We start from the raw sequence: 17022 nt of genomic DNA, 5'->3' as shown, positions 1-17022 counted from the left end.
AAAGATAAGACAAAAGTTATTTTCCCAACCACGGAAGTGGATTAACGGCCTGTCCCTGGCGACGGATTTCAAAGTAGAGCGAAGGCGTGCCGCGTCCGCCGCTGGTGCCGACCAGCGCGATCGGCTGGCCCGCTTTCACCTGAGCGCCCACGCTGACCAGCGCGCTCTGGTTGTAGCCGTAAAGGCTCATATCGCCTTTACCGTGTTCCACCACCACAACCAGGCCGTAACCCTGCAGCCAGTCCGCCATCAGCACGCGGCCATCGGCGACGGCTTTGACTTCCTTGCCTTCCGGCGCGTCGATCACCAGCCCTTTCCAGCGCAGCTCGCCCTGCAGCTGTTCGCCGAAGCGATGCTCAAGCGTGCCTCGTACCGGCCACAGCAGCTGGCCGCCTGGCCTGCCCAAACCGCCGGTTCTCGCCATCAGCGAGCGTTCGCCTTCGGTTGGCTTGTAGGTGGTGCCTTTACTTTTCGCCTGCGCCTCGCGTTCACGCACGCGCTGCGCTTCTTTAGCCTCTTTCTCGGCTCTGGCGCGCGCTTCGCGCTCTGCTTTGGCTATTTTGTCACGCAGGCGGCTTTCGTTCGCCCGCATCTCTTCCAGCTGCGCCTGATCTTTTTCCAGCGAGGACTCCAGCGAGGCCAGCGTTTCCTTACGCGCCGCGCGAGCCTTTTCCAGCGCCTGCTGCTGCGTTTCCTGCTGCGCGAGCATCGCCTTTTGTTTAGCCTGTTTTTCTAACAGTGAGGCTTTTTGCGCAGAGAGATCGCTGCGCGTTTTTTTCAGCTCGTCGATCGATTTCTGGCGGGCGTCGTTCAGGTAGCCGAAATAGGCCAGGATGCGCTCGCTGCGCTGGCTCTCTTCGCCGCTTAAAACCAGCTGCAGGCCGTTGTGCTGTCCCTGACGAAACGCGGCGTCCAGCTGGTCAGCCAGCATTTTCTCCTGCTGCGTCTGCTGTGTCTGCAGCTTGCTGATAGAGGCGGTCAGCGAGGTAATCTCACCGTTGAGACCTGCAAGCGTAAGCTGAGTTTCGCGCAGCTGACGGCTGGCCTGAGCGATGATTTTTTCCTGGCTTTGCAGTTGGTCGAGCAGCTTGCTGCGCTGCTGCTTCTGCTGCTGAACGCTTTTCTCTTTGGCGGCGATGTCGGCACGCAGGCTGGAGAGCGCGGATTTGCTGTCTTCCGCCTGGCCGATCGCGGGCAGCAGCAGCAGACCCGCGCAAAGCAGGCCTGACAGGCTGAACATGCCCAATCGTAACGGGGTGACAGAAGCCAGTCCGTTAGCTGGGGTTCGTTGATATGAAACTGTCGATTTTTCCCTCATAGGGGGAAGATTATTCCACGATGAACAGCGCCTTACCAGCGTCGACGGCGGCTTTTGCGTTTCCATCGGTGACAAAGCGATGCTGTCGGCGGCCAGGCCGCGCCGCCGCGAGGCTCGTTGCGTAATAAATCGCCGCATGGAATTACCGCGTTGCTCTACCGGCAGGGCCTTTATGACTTAAGGCAACTTTTTTGGGAAATCTGCCGCAGAAAACGTAACTCTGAAGGCATCACGTCTGTACATGAAACGCCTGGCAGGTATACTCAGAAGCCTTGTTTTCGCTTATTAACCCTTTCGGGAGTTGTTACCCCTCATGCAAGATATTATGCAGTTCGCAGGCAACCATACCATCCTTAGTCTGGCATGGGTCGTCCTGCTGGTTTTGGTGATCGTGACCACCGTTAAGGGCATGTTCTCCAAGGTAAAAACCATTAGCCGCGGCGAAGCGACCCGGCTGATCAATAAAGAAGAAGCCGTGGTGGTCGACGTGCGCGGGCGCGATGACTTCCGTAAAGGCCATATCTCCAACGCGATCAACGTCCTGGCTGCCGACATCAAAAAGGGCAGCTTTGGCGAACTGGAAAAACACAAGGCGAAGCCGGTAATCGTGGTGTGCGCTAACGGCGTATCCGCAGCCGATCCCGCTGCTGCGCTGAACGCGGCCGGTTTTGAACAGGTTTTCATTCTGAAAGATGGCGTGTCTGGCTGGAGCGGTGAAAACCTTCCGCTGGTGCGCGGCAAATAATTTCCGGAGACGAAGGTATGGCAAACGTTGAGATCTACACCAAAGCAACCTGTCCTTTCTGCCATCGCGCCAAAGCGCTGCTGAGCCAGAAAGGCGTCGACTATCAGGAAATCGCTATCGACGGCGACGCTGAGAAGCGCGAAGAGATGATCAAACGCAGCGGCCGTACCACCGTTCCGCAGATTTTCATTGATGCACAGCACGTTGGCGGCTGTGACGACCTCTATGCCCTCGATGGCCGCCAGGGCCTCGACCCGCTGCTGAAGTAAAGCGGGCAAGTGGCGAAATAACGGATTATTAACCCATAGGATTATAATATGTCAGAACAAAACAACACCGAGATGTCTTTCCAGATCCAACGTATCTATACGAAAGATGTCTCTTTCGAAGCGCCAAACGCTCCTCAGGTTTTCCAGAAAGAGTGGGAGCCGGAAGTGAAGCTGGATCTGGATACGGCTTCTACCCAGCTGGCTGACGATGTCTACGAAGTGGTGCTGCGTGTGACCGTAACCGCTACCGTTGGCGAAGACACGGCTTTCCTGTGCGAAGTGCAGCAGGCGGGCATCTTCTCCGTAGCGGGTATCGACGGCAATCAGATGGCGCATTGCCTGGGCGCGTACTGCCCGAACATCCTGTTCCCTTATGCTCGTGAATGCATCACCAGCCTGGTTTCCCGTGGAACCTTCCCGCAGCTTAACCTGGCGCCGGTCAACTTCGACGCGCTGTTTATGAACTATCTGCAGCAGCAGTCAGGTGAAGGCGCCGTTCCGCAACAGGACGCATAATGCCTGCCTCAATGAGTGTTCTCGGTGCCGGCTCGTACGGCACCGCATTGGCCATCACGCTGGCCCGTAACGGGCACGACGTGGTGATGTGGGGCCATAACCCACAGCATCTGGCACAGCTACAGGCTGACCGCTGCAACGCGGCTTTCCTGCCCGATGTCCCTTTTCCCGAATCGCTGAGCCTGGAAAGCGATCTGGCCGCGGCTATCGCCGCCAGCCGCGATCTGCTGGTGGTCGTACCCAGCCACGTGTTCGGCGATCTGCTACAGCAAATTAAACCGCATCTGCGGCCCGATTCCCGCATCGTCTGGGCGACTAAAGGTCTGGAAAAAGAGACCGGAAGGCTGCTGCAGGAGGTTGCGCGCGAGATTCTGGGCGACGAGATGCCGCTGGCCATCGTCTCCGGGCCAACGTTCGCTAAAGAGCTGGCTGCGGGACTGCCGACGGCGATCGCGCTGGCGGCGACGGACGCCGGGTTCGCCGAAGATTTGCAGCAGCTGCTGCACTGTGGCAAAAGCTTCCGCGTCTATAACAATCCCGATTTCACCGGCGTGCAGCTTGGCGGCGCGGTGAAAAACGTTATCGCCATTGGCGCCGGTATCTCCGACGGCATCGGCTTCGGCGCTAACGCCAGAACGGCGCTGATTACGCGCGGCCTGGCGGAGATGACCCGTCTGGGCGTAGCGCTGGGCGCCGATCCCACCACTTTTATGGGCATGGCGGGGTTAGGCGATCTGGTGCTGACCTGTACCGACAATCAGTCGCGCAACCGCCGCTTCGGCATGATGCTGGGCCAGGGTCTGGACGTGGCGACGGCGCAGAATAACATCGGTCAGGTCGTGGAAGGATTCCGAAATACCAAAGAGGTCAGGGCGCTGGCCGCGCGCTGCGGCGTAGAGATGCCGATAACCGAGCAAATTTATCAGGTATTATATTGCGAAAAAAACGCGCGAGAGGCAGCATTAAGCTTGCTTGGGCGCACAAGGAAAGACGAAAACAGCACTGGCTGAGACAGGGAAACGCCGCGCCGCAGCATTCTGTAATTTGATGGAGAGTAGAGTGATGCCGTGTGTAGAGCCGGGAGTTGTCTGGGATTATATCAAAGAGGAAGCGCGCGCGCTGGCGGAGTGCGAGCCGATGCTGGCCAGTTTTTACCATGCCACCTTATTAAAGCATGATGATTTAGGCAGCGCGCTGAGCTATATGCTGGCCAACAAGCTGGCTAACCCTATTATGCCCGCCATTGCCATTCGCGAGATTGTACAGGAAGCCTATAAGCAGGACGCTACGATGATTCAGTCAGCGGCCTGCGATATTCAGGCCGTGCGCCAGCGCGATCCCGCCATTGATAAATACTCTACGCCGCTGCTTTATCTGAAAGGTTTCCACGCGCTGCAGGCCTACCGTATTGGACACTGGCTATGGAACGAAGGCCGCCGGGCGTTGGCTATCTATCTGCAGAACGAAATCTCCGTTTCCTTTGCCGTGGATATTCATCCGGCGGCGAAAATTGGCCGCGGTATTATGCTCGACCATGCTACGGGGATTGTGGTTGGCGAAACGGCGGTCATCGAGGACGACGTCTCTATCCTGCAATCGGTCACGCTGGGCGGTACCGGCAAAACCAGCGGCGATCGCCATCCTAAAATTCGCGAAGGCGTAATGATCGGCGCGGGCGCGAAGGTGCTGGGCAATATCGAAGTAGGGCGCGGCGCCAAGATTGGCGCAGGTTCCGTGGTGCTGCAGCCGGTGCCGCCGCATACTACGGCGGCTGGCGTGCCGGCCCGCATCGTCGGTAAACCCAGCAGCGACAAGCCGTCAATGGAGATGGATCAGCACTTTAACGGCATGGTGCCGGGCTTTGAGTTCGGCGACGGCATCTGAACCCTTTACGCGGCGCATAACTGCCCGGGTTTACGTCGCGCGCTCCGCCTACTCCTTAAGCAGCGCGCCCGCATAGCCCAGCTGGCGCCACGCTTCATACACCACCACGGAAACCGCGTTTGACAGATTCATGCTGCGGCTGTCTGGCTGCATCGGAATACGAATTTTCTGCGCCGGCGGCAACGCGTCCAGAATCTCTTTCGGCAGCCCGCGCGTCTCCGGGCCGAAAAGCAAATAATCCCCTTGCTGATAGCTCACCGCGCTGTGTGCGGGCGTTCCCTTAGTGGTCAGGGCAAACAGACGCTGCGGCTTTTCAGCGGCCAGAAAAGCCGCATAGTCGGCGTGACGGCGAACGGCGGTAAATTCGTGATAGTCCAGGCCGGCGCGACGCAGGCGCTTGTCGTCCCAGGTAAAACCCAGCGGTTCAATCAGATGCAGGCGAAAGCCGGTATTGGCGCACAGGCGGATAATATTGCCCGTATTGGGGGGGATTTCAGGTTCAAAAAGTACGATATTCAGCATCAGCGGCGGCCCTCGTTCACAAGGGCCGCAGCATAGCAAAGATCAGCTTTGGCTGGTATAGAGCGGCAGCCATAGCGTCAGCCGCAGGCCGCCCAGCGGGCTGTCGTCCGCTTTCACCCAGCCGCGATGCTGCTGAATGGCGGTTTCCACAATCGCCAGTCCCAGGCCGGTGCCGCCGGACTCGCGATCGCGCGCCTCATCGGTACGATAAAACGGCCGGAAAATCTGCTCGCGATCTTCCGCGCTGACGCCCGGGCCGTCATCATCTACATGGATAGTTATGCCCTGCTTATCAACGGCAAAACTGACCATAATGCGGCTGTGCGAGTAGCGCAGCGCGTTGCGGACGATATTTTCCAGCGCGCTGTCGAGCGCGCTCGGGTTGCCGTAAAGCGGCCACGGGCCGGGCGGATAGGGCACTTCCAGCGTCTTGCCCATCTGTTCCGCTTCGAATCGCGCGTCATCCAGCACGCCCGACCAGAGATGGTTAGCCTTCATCGCCTCGCTGACCAGCGCGTTTTTATGCTGGGTGCGCGACAGTACCAGCAGATCGTTGATCATGCCGTCCAGCCTTTGCGCTTCCATCTCGATACGCTGCAGCTCTTTGCCTTCGCCCTGTCGGCGGCGCATCAGCGCGGTAGCAAGTTGCAGACGTGTCAGCGGCGTACGCAGCTCGTGCGAGATATCCGACAGCAGACGCTGCTGCGCGGTCATCATTCGCTCCAGCGCGCTGACCATCTGGTTGAAACTGGAACCGGCAGCGAGAAACTCCTGCGGGCCCGCTTCCAGCTCCGGTCGCTGTCGCAGATTGCCTGCCGCCACATCGTCGGCCGCATGTTTCAGCTTGCGTGCCGGTTTCGCCAGGCTCCACGCCAGCCAGAGCAGCAGCGGCGAGCTGATCAGCATGGTGACCATCAGCAGCAGCAGCGGTCGGTCAAACAGCAGGTTGATAAAATCCAGCTGCGAGCTGCCCGCCGGCCTGATCAGATAGAGCTGATAGCTGTCTTCGCCGTCGCGCACGGAAAACGGCCCAAGCATCTCAGTACGGCCATACTTTTTTTTCTGCGGATGATCGGCGTTATCGGACTGACCGATAAAGTTGCGGATCACCTGCATCTCATTATGCTGAGCGCCGATTACCCGGCCTTCGCTGGTGACCAGCAGCAGACGCTGGCCGGGCGGCGCCCACTTGTCGATAGCGCGAAAAAGCCTGCGCCACCACATCAAATCGTTGGGCGGATCCTGTCTCAGCTCCGCCTCGACATGTTGTTCAATCATGGTGCCCTGCCGCTGCTCGTTGTCGAGCAGCGGCGTCATCTGGCGCGTGTCCAGTTTGGGTACCATCAGCACCAGCATCAGCACCAGCGCCAGGGTTAGCCAGAAAATGGCGAAGATGCGGGTAGTCAGGCTGGAAATCATGTAGCGGAAACCATCAGATAGCCTCGACCGCGTAGCGTTTTAAACCAGGGATGCCCATCCTTGCGATCCGGTAATTTGCGGCGCAGGTTGGAGATATGCATGTCGATGGCGCGGTCGAACGGCGTTAAGCGTTTGCCCAGCACTTCCTGGCTCAAATGTTCGCGGGAAACAACCTGACCCAGATGCTGCGCCAGCAGATAGAGCAAAGTGAACTCGGTACCGGTTAAATCCAGCGTCACGTCGTCAAAGCTGGCTTCCTGACGGCCGGGATTCAGGCGTAGATGATCGACCTCCAGCGTCGGGGAGCTGCTGTCGTGCTGCTGTTGCTGTTCGCTCCAGTTGGAACGGCGCAAAATCGCGCGAATGCGCGCCACCAGCTCGCGATCGTTAAAAGGCTTGGGCAGATAGTCGTCCGCGCCCAGCTCCAGCCCAAGCACCCGATCCAGCTCGCTGCCGCGCGCCGTCAGCATAATCACCGGCGTCTGGTGCTGCTGCCGCAGCTCTTTCAGGGTATCAATGCCGTTCTTTTTAGGCATCATCACGTCAAGCAGTAAAAGATCGACCGAACTATCCAACAGAGCCAGCGCCTGTTCGCCGTCGCCGGCTACCAGAACGTCGAACCCTTCCATTTCAAGCAATTCTTTCAATAGCGAAGTTAATTCGCGATCGTCGTCAACCAACAGGATTTTATTCATTTTTTATTGCCCTCCACAGGCAAAATACCGTGAACGAATGCCCGCAATCCATGACTTTACGTAGTTTTACACCCCCTGACGCATGTTTGCAGCTGCCCCCGTAGACTGATTTTCGTTGAATCGAAATATGGAAACCAACCTGGGAGTGAACGATGCGCAAAGTTACCGCCGTCGTTGTGGTTCCGGCGCTGATACTCAGCTTCTCCGCCGCGTGGGCTACAGACGTGACGACGACTGACGAGATGCATCGGGGCAGCGTAGTGCCAGGCAGTATGGCGCAAATTCCGCAAAGCCACATGTTCGATGGCATCGATCTGAGTGAACAGCAGCGCCAGCAGATGCGGGATCTGATGCAGCAGGCCCGACATGAGCGTTCTCCCATAAGTATTAACGATTTAGAACAGCTGCACGCAATGATTATTGCAGATAAATTCGACGAGGCGGGTTACAAAGCGCGCGTTGATAAAATCGCCCAGGCGGAAGTGGCGCGGCAGGTCGAGATGGCGCGAGTGCGTAATCAGATGTATCACCTGCTAACGCCGGCCCAGCAGGCTGTTCTGAACCAGAAACATCAGCAGCGCATAAACGAAATGCGCCGGCTGACTGAAGTGCAGCACGTTACACCGCTGCAGGCTGTAAGTAGTACAGGCAGTAACCAGTAGCAGATTATCCCTGTTTTCCTTGCCATAGACACCATCCCTGTCTTCCCCCACATGATGTGGGGGTTTTTTTTATCTAATTATTCCCGCCTGAAGGCCAGACGCATAGTGAAGGCCATAGAATGCGCTCGCTCTTGAGGAGTGAAGGTCCGGCTTATCCCCTATAACAAACCGGAGCCTGCGGACTTTTTTGCTGCGGCCAATGTGCAAAGAGTGGATGCAGTAACTCCTTTTATTTCATTTTGTTACTCAAGGATGCCGCACCTCTTTTCTCTTCTCCCTGTCATGACGGCAAGGCTTTTTTTTCCTGAAATCCGGTATACTCAGGCTACTGTCCCGAACGGAGTATGATATGGCACAGCACTATGCGCGTCTGGTTAACTCTGCCGCGCTGGCGGCGACGACCCTGGCTTCTCTGCTGCTGCTGGTGAAAATTTTCGCCTGGTGGTACACCGGTTCGGTCAGCCTGCTGGCGGCGCTGGTGGATTCTCTGGTGGATATCGCCGCTTCTCTGACTAACCTCTTTGTGGTGCGCTACTCCCTGCAGCCCGCCGACGAGGAGCATACCTTCGGGCACGGCAAAGCCGAATCGCTGGCGGCGCTGGCACAAAGTATGTTTATCTCCGGCTCCGCTCTGTTCCTCTTTCTGACAGGTTTAAAGCATCTTTCGTCGCCCGCTGAAATGCACGCGCCTCTGGTAGGTATCATCGTCACGCTTATCGCGCTTTTTTCGACGCTGGTTCTGGTCGCTTTTCAGCGCTGGGTGGTGCGTAAAACGCATAGCCTCGCTATTCGCGCCGATATGCTTCACTATCAATCCGACGTTGTGATGAACGGCGCCATCCTGGCGGCGCTGGCGCTAAGCTGGTATGGCTTCCAGCGCGCCGATGCGCTCTTTGCGCTGGGCATCGGCGTCTGGATCCTCTATAACGCGCTGCGTATGGGCTATGAAGCGGTGCAGCTGCTGCTCGACAGGGCGCTGCCGGAGTCGGAAAAGGCGGAGATTGCCGCGATTGTTACCAGCTGGCCGGGCGTTGAAGGCGTACACGATATTCGCACGCGCCTTTCCGGGCCGACGCGTTTTATCCAGCTACATCTGGAACTTCAGGACAGGCTGACGCTGTTTCAGGCGCACCTGATTGCGGAAGAAGTGGAAAGAGCGTTGCTGAAAGCTTTTCCGGGTTCTGATATTACTATTCATCAGGATCCCTGTTCCGTTGTCCCGGAGAAAGGGCTCAACGGCCTGTAAGCTACGCAGGTTAAAAGGTTTGGCCGAAAAATTGCCTGAAAAGTTATTTTGCGTTGAAAAATAGCGGAATGATTTCTGACCTGAATCAATTCAGCTAGAAGGCTTTGATATACTATTGCCACTATTAGTCGATCGCTCGCGTACGCCGATCCCCCACGGCGTTCAGAATTTAAAATTTGCATTAACAAGTTCAGAGGTTGTCATGATCAAAAAAATCGGTGTACTGACAAGCGGCGGTGACGCGCCTGGCATGAATGCAGCTATTCGGGGTGTCGTTCGTGCGGCGCTGAGTGAAAATCTGGAAGTTTTTGGCGTTTATGACGGGTATCTGGGTCTGTACGAAGATCGTATGGTCAATCTGGATCGCTACAGCGTTTCCGACATGATCAACCGCGGCGGCACCTTCCTGGGATCGGCGCGCTTCCCTGAGTTTCGCGAAGAAGCGACGCGTGCCGTCGCTATCGAAAATATGAAAAAGCGCGGTATCGATGCGCTGGTGGTTATCGGCGGCGACGGCTCCTATATGGGCGCCAAAAAGCTGACGGAGATGGGTTTCCCCTGCATCGGCCTGCCAGGCACCATTGACAACGACGTGGCCGGTACGGATTACACCATCGGTTATTTCACCGCGCTTGAAACCGTAGTAGAGGCGATTGACCGCCTGCGTGACACATCCTCTTCCCACCAGCGCATCTCCATCGTTGAAGTGATGGGCCGCTACTGCGGCGATCTGACGCTGGCGGCGGCTATTGCCGGCGGCTGTGAGTTTATCGTGCTGCCGGAAATTCCTTTTACCCGCGAAGAGCTGGTACAGGAGATCAAAGCGGGCATCGCCAAAGGCAAGAAGCATGCGATTGTGGCCATCACCGAGCATATCTGCGACATCGACGAGCTGGCGAAATATATCGAATCCGAAACCAAACGCGAAACCCGCGCCACGGTGTTGGGCCATATCCAGCGCGGTGGCGCGCCGGTAGCCTATGACCGCATTCTGGCTTCGCGCATGGGCGCCTACTCTATTGAACTGCTGCTGCAGGGCTACGGCGGCCGCTGCGTTGGCATTCAGAACGAGAAGATGGTACATCACGATATCATCGACGCTATCGAAAACATGAAGCGTCCGTTCAAAGGCGACTGGCTGGATACCGCCAAACGTCTCTACTAAACGCATAGTCTGTTTGGGGCGCTGACTAACGGCGCCCTTTTTATCGACAGCGATATTCCATTAGGTTATTACAGCTATCTTTTAATTCTTTAAGTCAGCGATCACTTTGTGTCACGCTCTCTGCCAGCAAAAAAACCTTTGGGAGCGCGCATAATGAAAAAGTGGAGTGTCGGACTCACCCTGTTGCTGGCTTCAACCAGCGTTCTGGCGAAAGATATCCAGCTGTTGAACGTCTCTTACGATCCAACCCGTGAGCTTTACGAGCAGTACAACAAAGCTTTCAGCGCGCACTATAAGCAGGAAACCGGCGATAACGTGGTGATCCGCCAGTCGCACGGCGGCTCCGGCAAGCAGGCTACTTCCGTGATTAACGGCATTCGCGCCGATGTGGTGACGCTGGCGCTCGCGTCCGACGTCGACGCCATTGCCGATCGCGGCCGCATTGATAAAAACTGGATCAAACGCCTGCCGGAAAACGCCGCGCCTTACACTTCCACCATCGTTTTCCTGGTTCGCAAAGGCAACCCTAAGCAAATTCATGACTGGCAGGATCTGACCAAACCTGGCGTTTCCGTGATCACGCCAAACCCGAAAACCTCCGGCGGCGCTCGCTGGAACTATCTGGCGGCCTGGGGTTGGGCGCTGGATAAAAACAACGGCGATGCGGCAAAGGCGCAGGATTACATCAAGGCGCTGTTTAAAAACGTCGAGGTACAGGATTCCGGCGCGCGCGGCGCGACCAACACTTTCGTGGAGCGCGGCATTGGCGACGTGCTGATCGCCTGGGAAAATGAAGCTTATCTGGCGGTCAACAAACTGGGCAAGGATCAGTTTGAAATCGTAACGCCGAGCGAGTCGATTCTGGCCGAGCCTACGGTATCCGTAGTGGACAAAGTGGTGGATGAGCGCGATACCCGCAAGGTCGCCGAAGCCTATCTGAAATATCTCTACTCGCCGGAAGGCCAGGAGATCGCCGCGCAGAATTACTATCGTCCGCGCGATGCTGCCGTAGCGAAAAAATACGCCAGCACCTTTGCGCCGGTGAAACTCTTTACCATCGACGACGCTAAGTTCGGCGGCTGGAGCAAAGCGCAGAAAACTCACTTTGCGGACGGCGGCACCTACGACAAAGCAATGCAGCGTTAATTTCTGATAAATCCGCTTTCAGGCCAGTCATCCGACTGGCTTTTTAGTTTACTCCCCGCTTTTTCTACCGACCGCAAGAAGGTTACAATAAATGGTCACGCAGGTTGATTATTTAGCATGACCTTTTGCAACGCTTCGTTTACATTATGCGCAGTTGAAAGCGTAGAGGTTGGGTTATGCAGGCAGGAAAGCGGGTTCTGATTGCGGGGATCGTGACGTCCGTAGTCGCCGCCGCGGGTTGTCAGGCGTTCAGTTTTAATCGCAATGCCGATGCGTTATGGAACATTGTCAGCCAGCAATGCGTACCCAATCAGCAGCAAAACAGCGATCCGGCGCCCTGCCGGCTGGTGGATTTGCGCAATGGCTACGTGGTGATGAAAGATCGGGAAGGCCCTTTACAGTTCCTGCTGCTGCCCGTTAAAAAGATTTCCGGCATTGAAAGCGCCGTACTGCTGAATCCCTTTTCTGCCAACTATTTTGCCGAAGCCTGGCACGCTCGCCACTATATGGAAGAGCGCCGTGGTTCGCCGGTGGATGACAGCGCGATAGCCTTAAGCGTCAATTCACAGCGCGGCAGAACGCAAAATCAGCTGCATATCCATATCTCCTGCCTGCGTCCGGATATCCGTCGGCGGCTGGACAGTCTGGACGCTACGCTAAGCGAGAAGTGGCAGACCACGCAGCTTGGCGAGCATGAGTATCAGATCAGAATTCTTACCCGCGAAGAGCTGAAAAAAACCAGTCCATTTGTTCGTATCGCCAACGAACTGCCTGGCGCGCGCGAGGAGATGGGAAAATATGGCATCGCGTTAGCGGCGATGCCGGGTGGACGGCGAGCGTTGATGGTAATCAAGCGCAACCTGCTGCTGCTGAATCGCGGCTCGGCGGAGGAGTTGCAGGATCACAGCTGCGCTATTCTGCAGCCGTCGACCTTATCAGGCACGTGAGTTGAGCTGTTCCGGCTCTTCATCGTCCGCATATTCCGCCGTGGCTATCCAGGCGGCGCAGAACAGCGTCAGACGCGCGAAGAAGTAGAAAAAGGCCATCAGGCCCAGCACGGAACCAAACGCCGCGCCGGAAGGCGACGAGGCCAGCTTCGGCAGCGTCATGGTCATAATCGCTTTAATCACCTCAAAACCAATCGCGGCCAGCAGCGTGCCGCGAAACAGCGCTTTTTTACGCGGCTTATGGCGCGGCAGGCGCCAGAAAATCCACAGAAACAGCAGATAGTTAGCCAGAATAGAGATCGACAGCGCGATAGTGGTCATCGCCGGACGCAGCCATTCGATGCCGTCCAGACCTAACGCCCGCACGATCGCTTCCTGCGCCGCGCCCGCGACCGACGTCAGCGTAATAGTGATAAACAGCGCCAGTACCAGGCCGATAAGCGAGATAAAGTCGCGGGTATATTTAAAATAGATCTTCTCTTTATCCTGCTCGTTGCGTTCCCAGACGTCGCGAGACTGCGCGCGCACCGCTTCGCGCAGGTTGCCCATCCAGCTGATACCGGAATAGAGCGCCACCAGCAGACCGGTGATCCCTACGGTAGTACGCTGCTGAACCGCCGTTTTCACGGTGTTTTTCAGCGTGTTCGCCAGCGTGGGATCGCTGATACTGTTGACCATTTTATCTATTAAGTCGGTCAGCAGATCCTGGTTGGAGGCGAGCACAAAACCGACACCGGCGAAAGAAACCATCAGTATCGGGATCAGCGACAGAAAGGAGAAGTAGGTGATTGCCGCGCCGAACTGGCTGCCCATACGATCGGTAAAGCGTTCCCCGGCGCGAATAAAATGCGCTACCGCCGGGATCGCCTGGAACCAGCTGACCAGCCGGGAGACGCGCGTGATCGACTTATCGACGGTTTTGTTGCCGGTTTTAATATTAATCAGCGGTTTGTCTTCCGCTTTCTGCTTTGCTGGTTGGTTTTCCTTCATGAATTCTTCTCTGTATCCTTCAAGTGCATGGCGTAAAACAGATTATAGCCGGGCGATCAGGCAACGTAATGTTTCATTGCCTGCGTCAGCCACTCCATAAAGACCTGTACCCGACGCGTCAGGTTGCGGCGATGAGGGTAGATCAGCGAAACGGGCATCGGCTGCGCGCGAAAATGCGGCAGGATTTCAACCAGCCTTTTCTCCTTCAGCGCCTGTCTCACGCCGCGCTCCGGCACCTGAATGATGCCCAGGCCGGCCAGGCAGGCCGCGCGATAGGTTTCGGTACTGTTGACGGTAACGGTGCCGCCGGTCTGGATATAACGGCAGGTTTTGCCGTCGAAAAACTCAAAGCCCGTGGGCTGAACGCCGATCTGCTGACTGTAGTGCACCATCGCGTGCGAGGCGAGATCCTCAGGCGAGTTTGGCGTGCCGAAACGCGTCAGATAATCGGGGCTGGCGCAGTTGATCAGCGTTAGCTTGCCCAGCGGCCGCGCTATCAGGCCGGAGTTTTCCAGCGTGCCGACGCGCACGACGCAGTCAAAGCCTTCGCGTACCACGTCCACGCGCCTGTCGCTGCTGCTCAGCTCCAGTTCGATACCCGGATAGTGCTGCAGAAAGTCGGGCAGTCTCGGCAGGATATAGTCGCACGCCATGCTGACCGGCATATCCACCCTTAGCTTGCCGCTCAGCGTGGCGGGATCGTGCTGAAACAGCGAATCCATTTCGTCCAGCGTCGCCAGCACGTCGCGACAGCGTTCATAGTAGATCATGCCATCCTGCGTTAGCTGTACGCGCCGCGTCGTTCGGTGCAGCAGCCGTACGCCCATTGCGTTCTCTAGCGCCTGCAGCTGGCGCGACAGGCTGCCTTTAGGCAATCCCATGCTCTCCGCGGCGCGAGTAAAACTCTGTAGTTCGGCTACTCTGACAAAGACCTGCATTGCCTGAATTTTATCCATTTATGCGCCCATTGTTGTTCAAAGTGAAACAGTGATGCGTTGCTGAGTACATTTATAGATCGCTTTGCAGGCAATATCCTGTTTTTTATCCACAGCGAAACCTGGAGAGTGAGAATGAGCCATAAAATTGCAGTCATCACCGGCGGAAGCCGCGGTTTAGGCAGAAACGGCGCCCTGAAGCTGGCGGAAAAGGGCGTTGATATCATTTTTACGTGGCACAGCAAAGAGCAGGAAGCGCAGGCAGTGGTTAAGGAGATCGAGGCGCTTGGGGCGCGCGGTGTAGCGCTGCAGCTGGATGTTGGCGACAGTCAGGCTTTTCCCGGCTTTGTCCTTGAACTGCAAAAGCAACTGAAATCGCACTGGCAGCGCGACAGCTTTGATTATTTATTGAACAATGCCGGTACCGCGCTGCATGAGCCTTTTGCCTCGACTACAGAAGCGCAGCTGGACGCATTAATTAACGTGCATTTTAAAGGGCCGTTTTTCCTGACCCAGCAGCTGTTGCCGCTGATTGCCAATGGCGGACGTATTCTGAACGTCTCCAGCGGTCTGACGCGCTTTAGCCAGCCGGGCTCCGGCGCCTATGCGGCAGTGAAGGGCGCGATGGAAGTGCTGACGCGCTATCAGGCAAAAGAGCTGGCGGCACGGGATATTCGCGTCAATATCCTGGCGCCCGGCGCTATCGCCACCGACTTTAGCGACGGCAGAGTGCGCGACAATCCGCAGATCAACGAATTTATCTCTTCGGTAACCGCGCTGGGTCGCGTGGGCCAGTCGGAAGATATCGGTAAGGTGATCGCTATGCTGTTTAGTGAAGAGAGCGCCTGGATTACCGGACAGCGCATTGAGGCTTCCGGCGGCATGTTTCTTTAAGGGAATCCGGGCCGGGAAGCGATCCGCCTCCCGGTTACGGCATCAGATATGGATGGTGCCGTCGATAACCGTTACCGTCTGGCCGCCGATCCAGGCCGTGCCGGCCGCCCAGCTGACGCTGAGTCGTCCCGCGCGCTGCAAAGCCGTGCCCTGACGAACGCGATAGTCCAGCTCCACGCCGCGCGCCTGAAAATAGCGGGCAAGGCAGGCGTTGGCGCTGCCGGTAACGGGATCTTCGCACAGCGAGCCATGTTCCAGCAGCAGCCCGCGCACCTCGTACTGCTCTTCCGCATTCTGTAAAGGGCCGAAAGGCATCACGCCGGTGACGCGGGCTTTTTTCAGCAGTCGTTCAAATTCGGTCACGTTGGGTTTAATCGCCAGCACCGCTTCAGCGGAAACCATCGGCACCAGCAGGAAGCGGATGCCCATATCCGCAATCATTACCGGCAGACGTGTTTCAATCGCCTCGCTGTTCAACGCGCTGCCGAGCGGCGCATCGTTGAACTCCGTCAGCGTCGCTTCGGGCGCGGCGAACGCCAGCGCGCCGTCGTCGGCAATTTTGATCGTCACCAGGCCCAGCTCGCACTGCTGCACAATCTGGCCAGGATTTTTCAGGCTGATACCCGCTTCCAGCAGCGCATGCGCAGTGCCCAGCGTCGGATGGCCGGCAAACGGCAGCTCGCCGTCAGGGGTAAAGATCCTGACCCGATAGTCGGCGGCCGCATCGGTGGCGGGCAGCACAAAAGTGGTTTCCGATAAATGCGTCCAGCGCGCCGCGGCCTGCATCTGCTCCGTGCTGAGTCCTTCAGCCGCCATAATCACCGCCAGCGGATTACCGTTCAGGGGCGAAGAGGTAAAAACATCAACCTGTTTAAAAGCGCGTGCCTGCGTCATCGTCATCACCTTTTCATTAGAATTATTTGAGAGTATCAGGAATTTTCACGATCCGGGTGGCGAAGAGGTGCTATTTTCAGGATTGGTCGTGCCGTTATCAGCTTAGTCTGGAACGGGTAGCCTAAACCTGAACAAAAAAGTGACGGAAATTATGCTGAAAATACTGGGACGGGCATCCTCTATCAACGTCCGCAAAGTCCTGTGGGCCTGTGAAGAACTGGGCGCGCCTTTTGAACAGGAAGCCTGGGGCGAAGGCACCAAATCGCCGCAGGTCGCCGAATTCAAGGCGCTGAATCCAAACGCGCTGATGCCGGTTATTCAGGACGATGATTTTGTGCTGTGGGAATCTAACGCCATTATTCGCTATCTGGCGAATGCTTACGATGGCGACTGGCTCTATCCGCAGCGGGCGCAGGCGCGCGGACTGGTCGATCAGTGGATCGACTGGCAGGCCACCGAGCTGAATACCTCCTGGCGCTACGCGTTTATGTCGCTGGTGCGCCACTCGCCCGCCCACCAGGATCCGCGCCTGCTGGCTGCCGCCTGTAAAGGCTGGAACTACACTATGGCCATCCTTAATCATCAGCTGGAAAAAACCGACGCCTTTGTAGCGGGCAAAGATTTTTCGCTGGCCGATATTCCGATTGGCCTGTCGGTAAACCGCTGGTATGAAACGCCGATGGACCATCCGGAGCTGCCGGGCGTGCGCGCCTACTACGAACGGCTGACGAAGCGTAAGGCCTATGCGCGCTGGGGCCGCAACGGCATGCCGTAG

General features: G+C 57.0%; 19 protein-coding genes. 12 read left to right on the top strand and 7 right to left on the bottom strand.

Going from position 1 to position 17022, the window contains the following annotated elements; all coding sequences use genetic code 11:
• Positions 1 to 16: 16 nt before the first annotated feature.
• A complete protein-coding gene (gene envC, locus MKZ79_RS20365; RefSeq protein WP_336144503.1) occupies positions 17 to 1318 on the bottom strand; it encodes a murein hydrolase activator EnvC in 1302 nt (433 codons plus the stop codon).
• Positions 1319 to 1631: 313 nt separating this feature from the next.
• On the opposite strand from envC, the gene MKZ79_RS20360 reads away from it, so the two are divergent.
• Genes MKZ79_RS20360 through cysE form a run of 5 tightly spaced genes read left to right on the top strand, consistent with a single transcriptional unit; the run spans position 1632 to position 4732 of the window.
• Positions 1632 to 2063 carry a rhodanese-like domain-containing protein gene (locus MKZ79_RS20360; RefSeq protein ID WP_336144443.1) on the top strand — a complete coding sequence of 144 codons (432 nt, stop codon included), beginning with the start codon at positions 1632 to 1634 and terminating at the stop codon, positions 2061 to 2063.
• A 17-nt stretch (positions 2064 to 2080) separates the two neighbouring features.
• A complete protein-coding gene (gene grxC / locus MKZ79_RS20355; protein WP_336144442.1) occupies positions 2081 to 2332 on the top strand; it encodes a glutaredoxin 3 in 252 nt (83 codons plus the stop codon).
• Between the two features lie 48 nt (positions 2333 to 2380).
• Complete coding sequence (gene secB / locus MKZ79_RS20350; protein WP_336144441.1) at positions 2381 to 2848, top strand: protein-export chaperone SecB; 468 nt, start codon at positions 2381 to 2383, stop codon at positions 2846 to 2848.
• Positions 2848 to 3858, top strand: coding sequence for an NAD(P)H-dependent glycerol-3-phosphate dehydrogenase (gene gpsA, locus MKZ79_RS20345; protein WP_336144440.1), 1011 nt, complete (start codon positions 2848 to 2850; stop codon positions 3856 to 3858). Before secB ends, gpsA begins: the two co-directional genes overlap by 1 nt.
• A 52-nt stretch (positions 3859 to 3910) precedes the next feature.
• Complete coding sequence (gene cysE / locus MKZ79_RS20340) at positions 3911 to 4732, top strand: serine O-acetyltransferase (protein ID WP_336144502.1); 822 nt, start codon at positions 3911 to 3913, stop codon at positions 4730 to 4732.
• 48 nt (positions 4733 to 4780) lie between these two features.
• On the opposite strand, the gene trmL is transcribed toward cysE, so the two are convergent.
• The 3 genes from trmL to cpxR are packed head-to-tail and all read right to left on the bottom strand — an operon-like array spanning position 4781 to position 7368.
• Positions 4781 to 5254, bottom strand: coding sequence for a tRNA (uridine(34)/cytosine(34)/5-carboxymethylaminomethyluridine(34)-2'-O)-methyltransferase TrmL (gene trmL / locus MKZ79_RS20335; RefSeq protein ID WP_336144439.1), 474 nt, complete (start codon positions 5252 to 5254; stop codon positions 4781 to 4783).
• A gap of 42 nt (positions 5255 to 5296) precedes the next feature.
• On the bottom strand, positions 5297 to 6673 hold the full coding sequence (gene cpxA / locus MKZ79_RS20330; RefSeq protein ID WP_336144438.1) for an envelope stress sensor histidine kinase CpxA: 1377 nt from the start codon (positions 6671 to 6673) through the stop codon (positions 5297 to 5299).
• Entirely contained in the window at positions 6670 to 7368 is a 699-nt protein-coding gene (gene cpxR, locus MKZ79_RS20325; RefSeq protein WP_336144437.1) for an envelope stress response regulator transcription factor CpxR, read from the bottom strand. The genes cpxA and cpxR overlap by 4 nt, the downstream gene beginning before the upstream one ends.
• A gap of 152 nt (positions 7369 to 7520) precedes the next feature.
• Here cpxR and cpxP point away from each other — a divergent pair, with 152 nt between their 5' ends.
• The 5 genes from cpxP to MKZ79_RS20300 all read left to right on the top strand — a co-directional run bounded on the left by cpxP (position 7521) and on the right by MKZ79_RS20300 (position 12534).
• On the top strand, positions 7521 to 8030 hold the full coding sequence (gene cpxP, locus MKZ79_RS20320; RefSeq protein WP_336144436.1) for a cell-envelope stress modulator CpxP: 510 nt from the start codon (positions 7521 to 7523) through the stop codon (positions 8028 to 8030).
• A gap of 349 nt (positions 8031 to 8379) precedes the next feature.
• Positions 8380 to 9276 (top strand): CDF family cation-efflux transporter FieF, encoded by an 897-nt coding sequence (gene fieF / locus MKZ79_RS20315; RefSeq protein ID WP_336144435.1) that lies wholly within the window; start codon positions 8380 to 8382, stop codon positions 9274 to 9276.
• Between the two features lie 202 nt (positions 9277 to 9478).
• Positions 9479 to 10441, top strand: a complete 963-nt coding sequence (pfkA, locus tag MKZ79_RS20310) for a 6-phosphofructokinase (RefSeq protein WP_336144434.1) — start codon at positions 9479 to 9481, stop codon at positions 10439 to 10441.
• 153 nt (positions 10442 to 10594) lie between these two features.
• The gene (locus MKZ79_RS20305; RefSeq protein WP_336144433.1) at positions 10595 to 11587 is read left to right on the top strand and encodes a sulfate ABC transporter substrate-binding protein; all 993 of its coding nucleotides are present in this window, start codon (positions 10595 to 10597) and stop codon (positions 11585 to 11587) included.
• Between the two features lie 176 nt (positions 11588 to 11763).
• A complete protein-coding gene (locus tag MKZ79_RS20300; RefSeq protein ID WP_336144432.1) occupies positions 11764 to 12534 on the top strand; it encodes a CDP-diacylglycerol diphosphatase in 771 nt (256 codons plus the stop codon).
• Here the strand turns inward: MKZ79_RS20300 and yhjD are convergent.
• Both yhjD and MKZ79_RS20290 read right to left on the bottom strand, forming a co-directional pair.
• On the bottom strand, positions 12523 to 13524 hold the full coding sequence (gene yhjD / locus MKZ79_RS20295; RefSeq protein WP_336144431.1) for an inner membrane protein YhjD: 1002 nt from the start codon (positions 13522 to 13524) through the stop codon (positions 12523 to 12525). The two genes, MKZ79_RS20300 and yhjD, sit on opposite strands and share 12 nt — an antisense overlap.
• A 56-nt stretch (positions 13525 to 13580) precedes the next feature.
• A complete protein-coding gene (locus MKZ79_RS20290) occupies positions 13581 to 14480 on the bottom strand; it encodes a LysR family transcriptional regulator (protein ID WP_336144430.1) in 900 nt (299 codons plus the stop codon).
• A gap of 114 nt (positions 14481 to 14594) precedes the next feature.
• Here MKZ79_RS20290 and MKZ79_RS20285 point away from each other — a divergent pair, with 114 nt between their 5' ends.
• Positions 14595 to 15353 carry an SDR family NAD(P)-dependent oxidoreductase gene (locus tag MKZ79_RS20285; protein ID WP_336144429.1) on the top strand — a complete coding sequence of 253 codons (759 nt, stop codon included), beginning with the start codon at positions 14595 to 14597 and terminating at the stop codon, positions 15351 to 15353.
• A 42-nt stretch (positions 15354 to 15395) separates the two neighbouring features.
• Here the strand turns inward: MKZ79_RS20285 and MKZ79_RS20280 are convergent, their stop codons facing one another.
• On the bottom strand, positions 15396 to 16247 hold the full coding sequence (locus MKZ79_RS20280; RefSeq protein WP_336144428.1) for a PhzF family phenazine biosynthesis protein: 852 nt from the start codon (positions 16245 to 16247) through the stop codon (positions 15396 to 15398).
• A gap of 151 nt (positions 16248 to 16398) precedes the next feature.
• On the opposite strand from MKZ79_RS20280, the gene MKZ79_RS20275 reads away from it, so the two are divergent.
• Entirely contained in the window at positions 16399 to 17022 is a 624-nt protein-coding gene (locus MKZ79_RS20275; protein WP_336144427.1) for a glutathione S-transferase family protein, read from the top strand.

It is taken from the genome of Erwinia sp. CGal63, assembly GCF_037026505.1.
Classification (GTDB): Bacteria; Pseudomonadota; Gammaproteobacteria; order Enterobacterales; family Enterobacteriaceae; genus Erwinia.
This window is presented reverse-complemented; position numbering and strand designations above follow the sequence as displayed.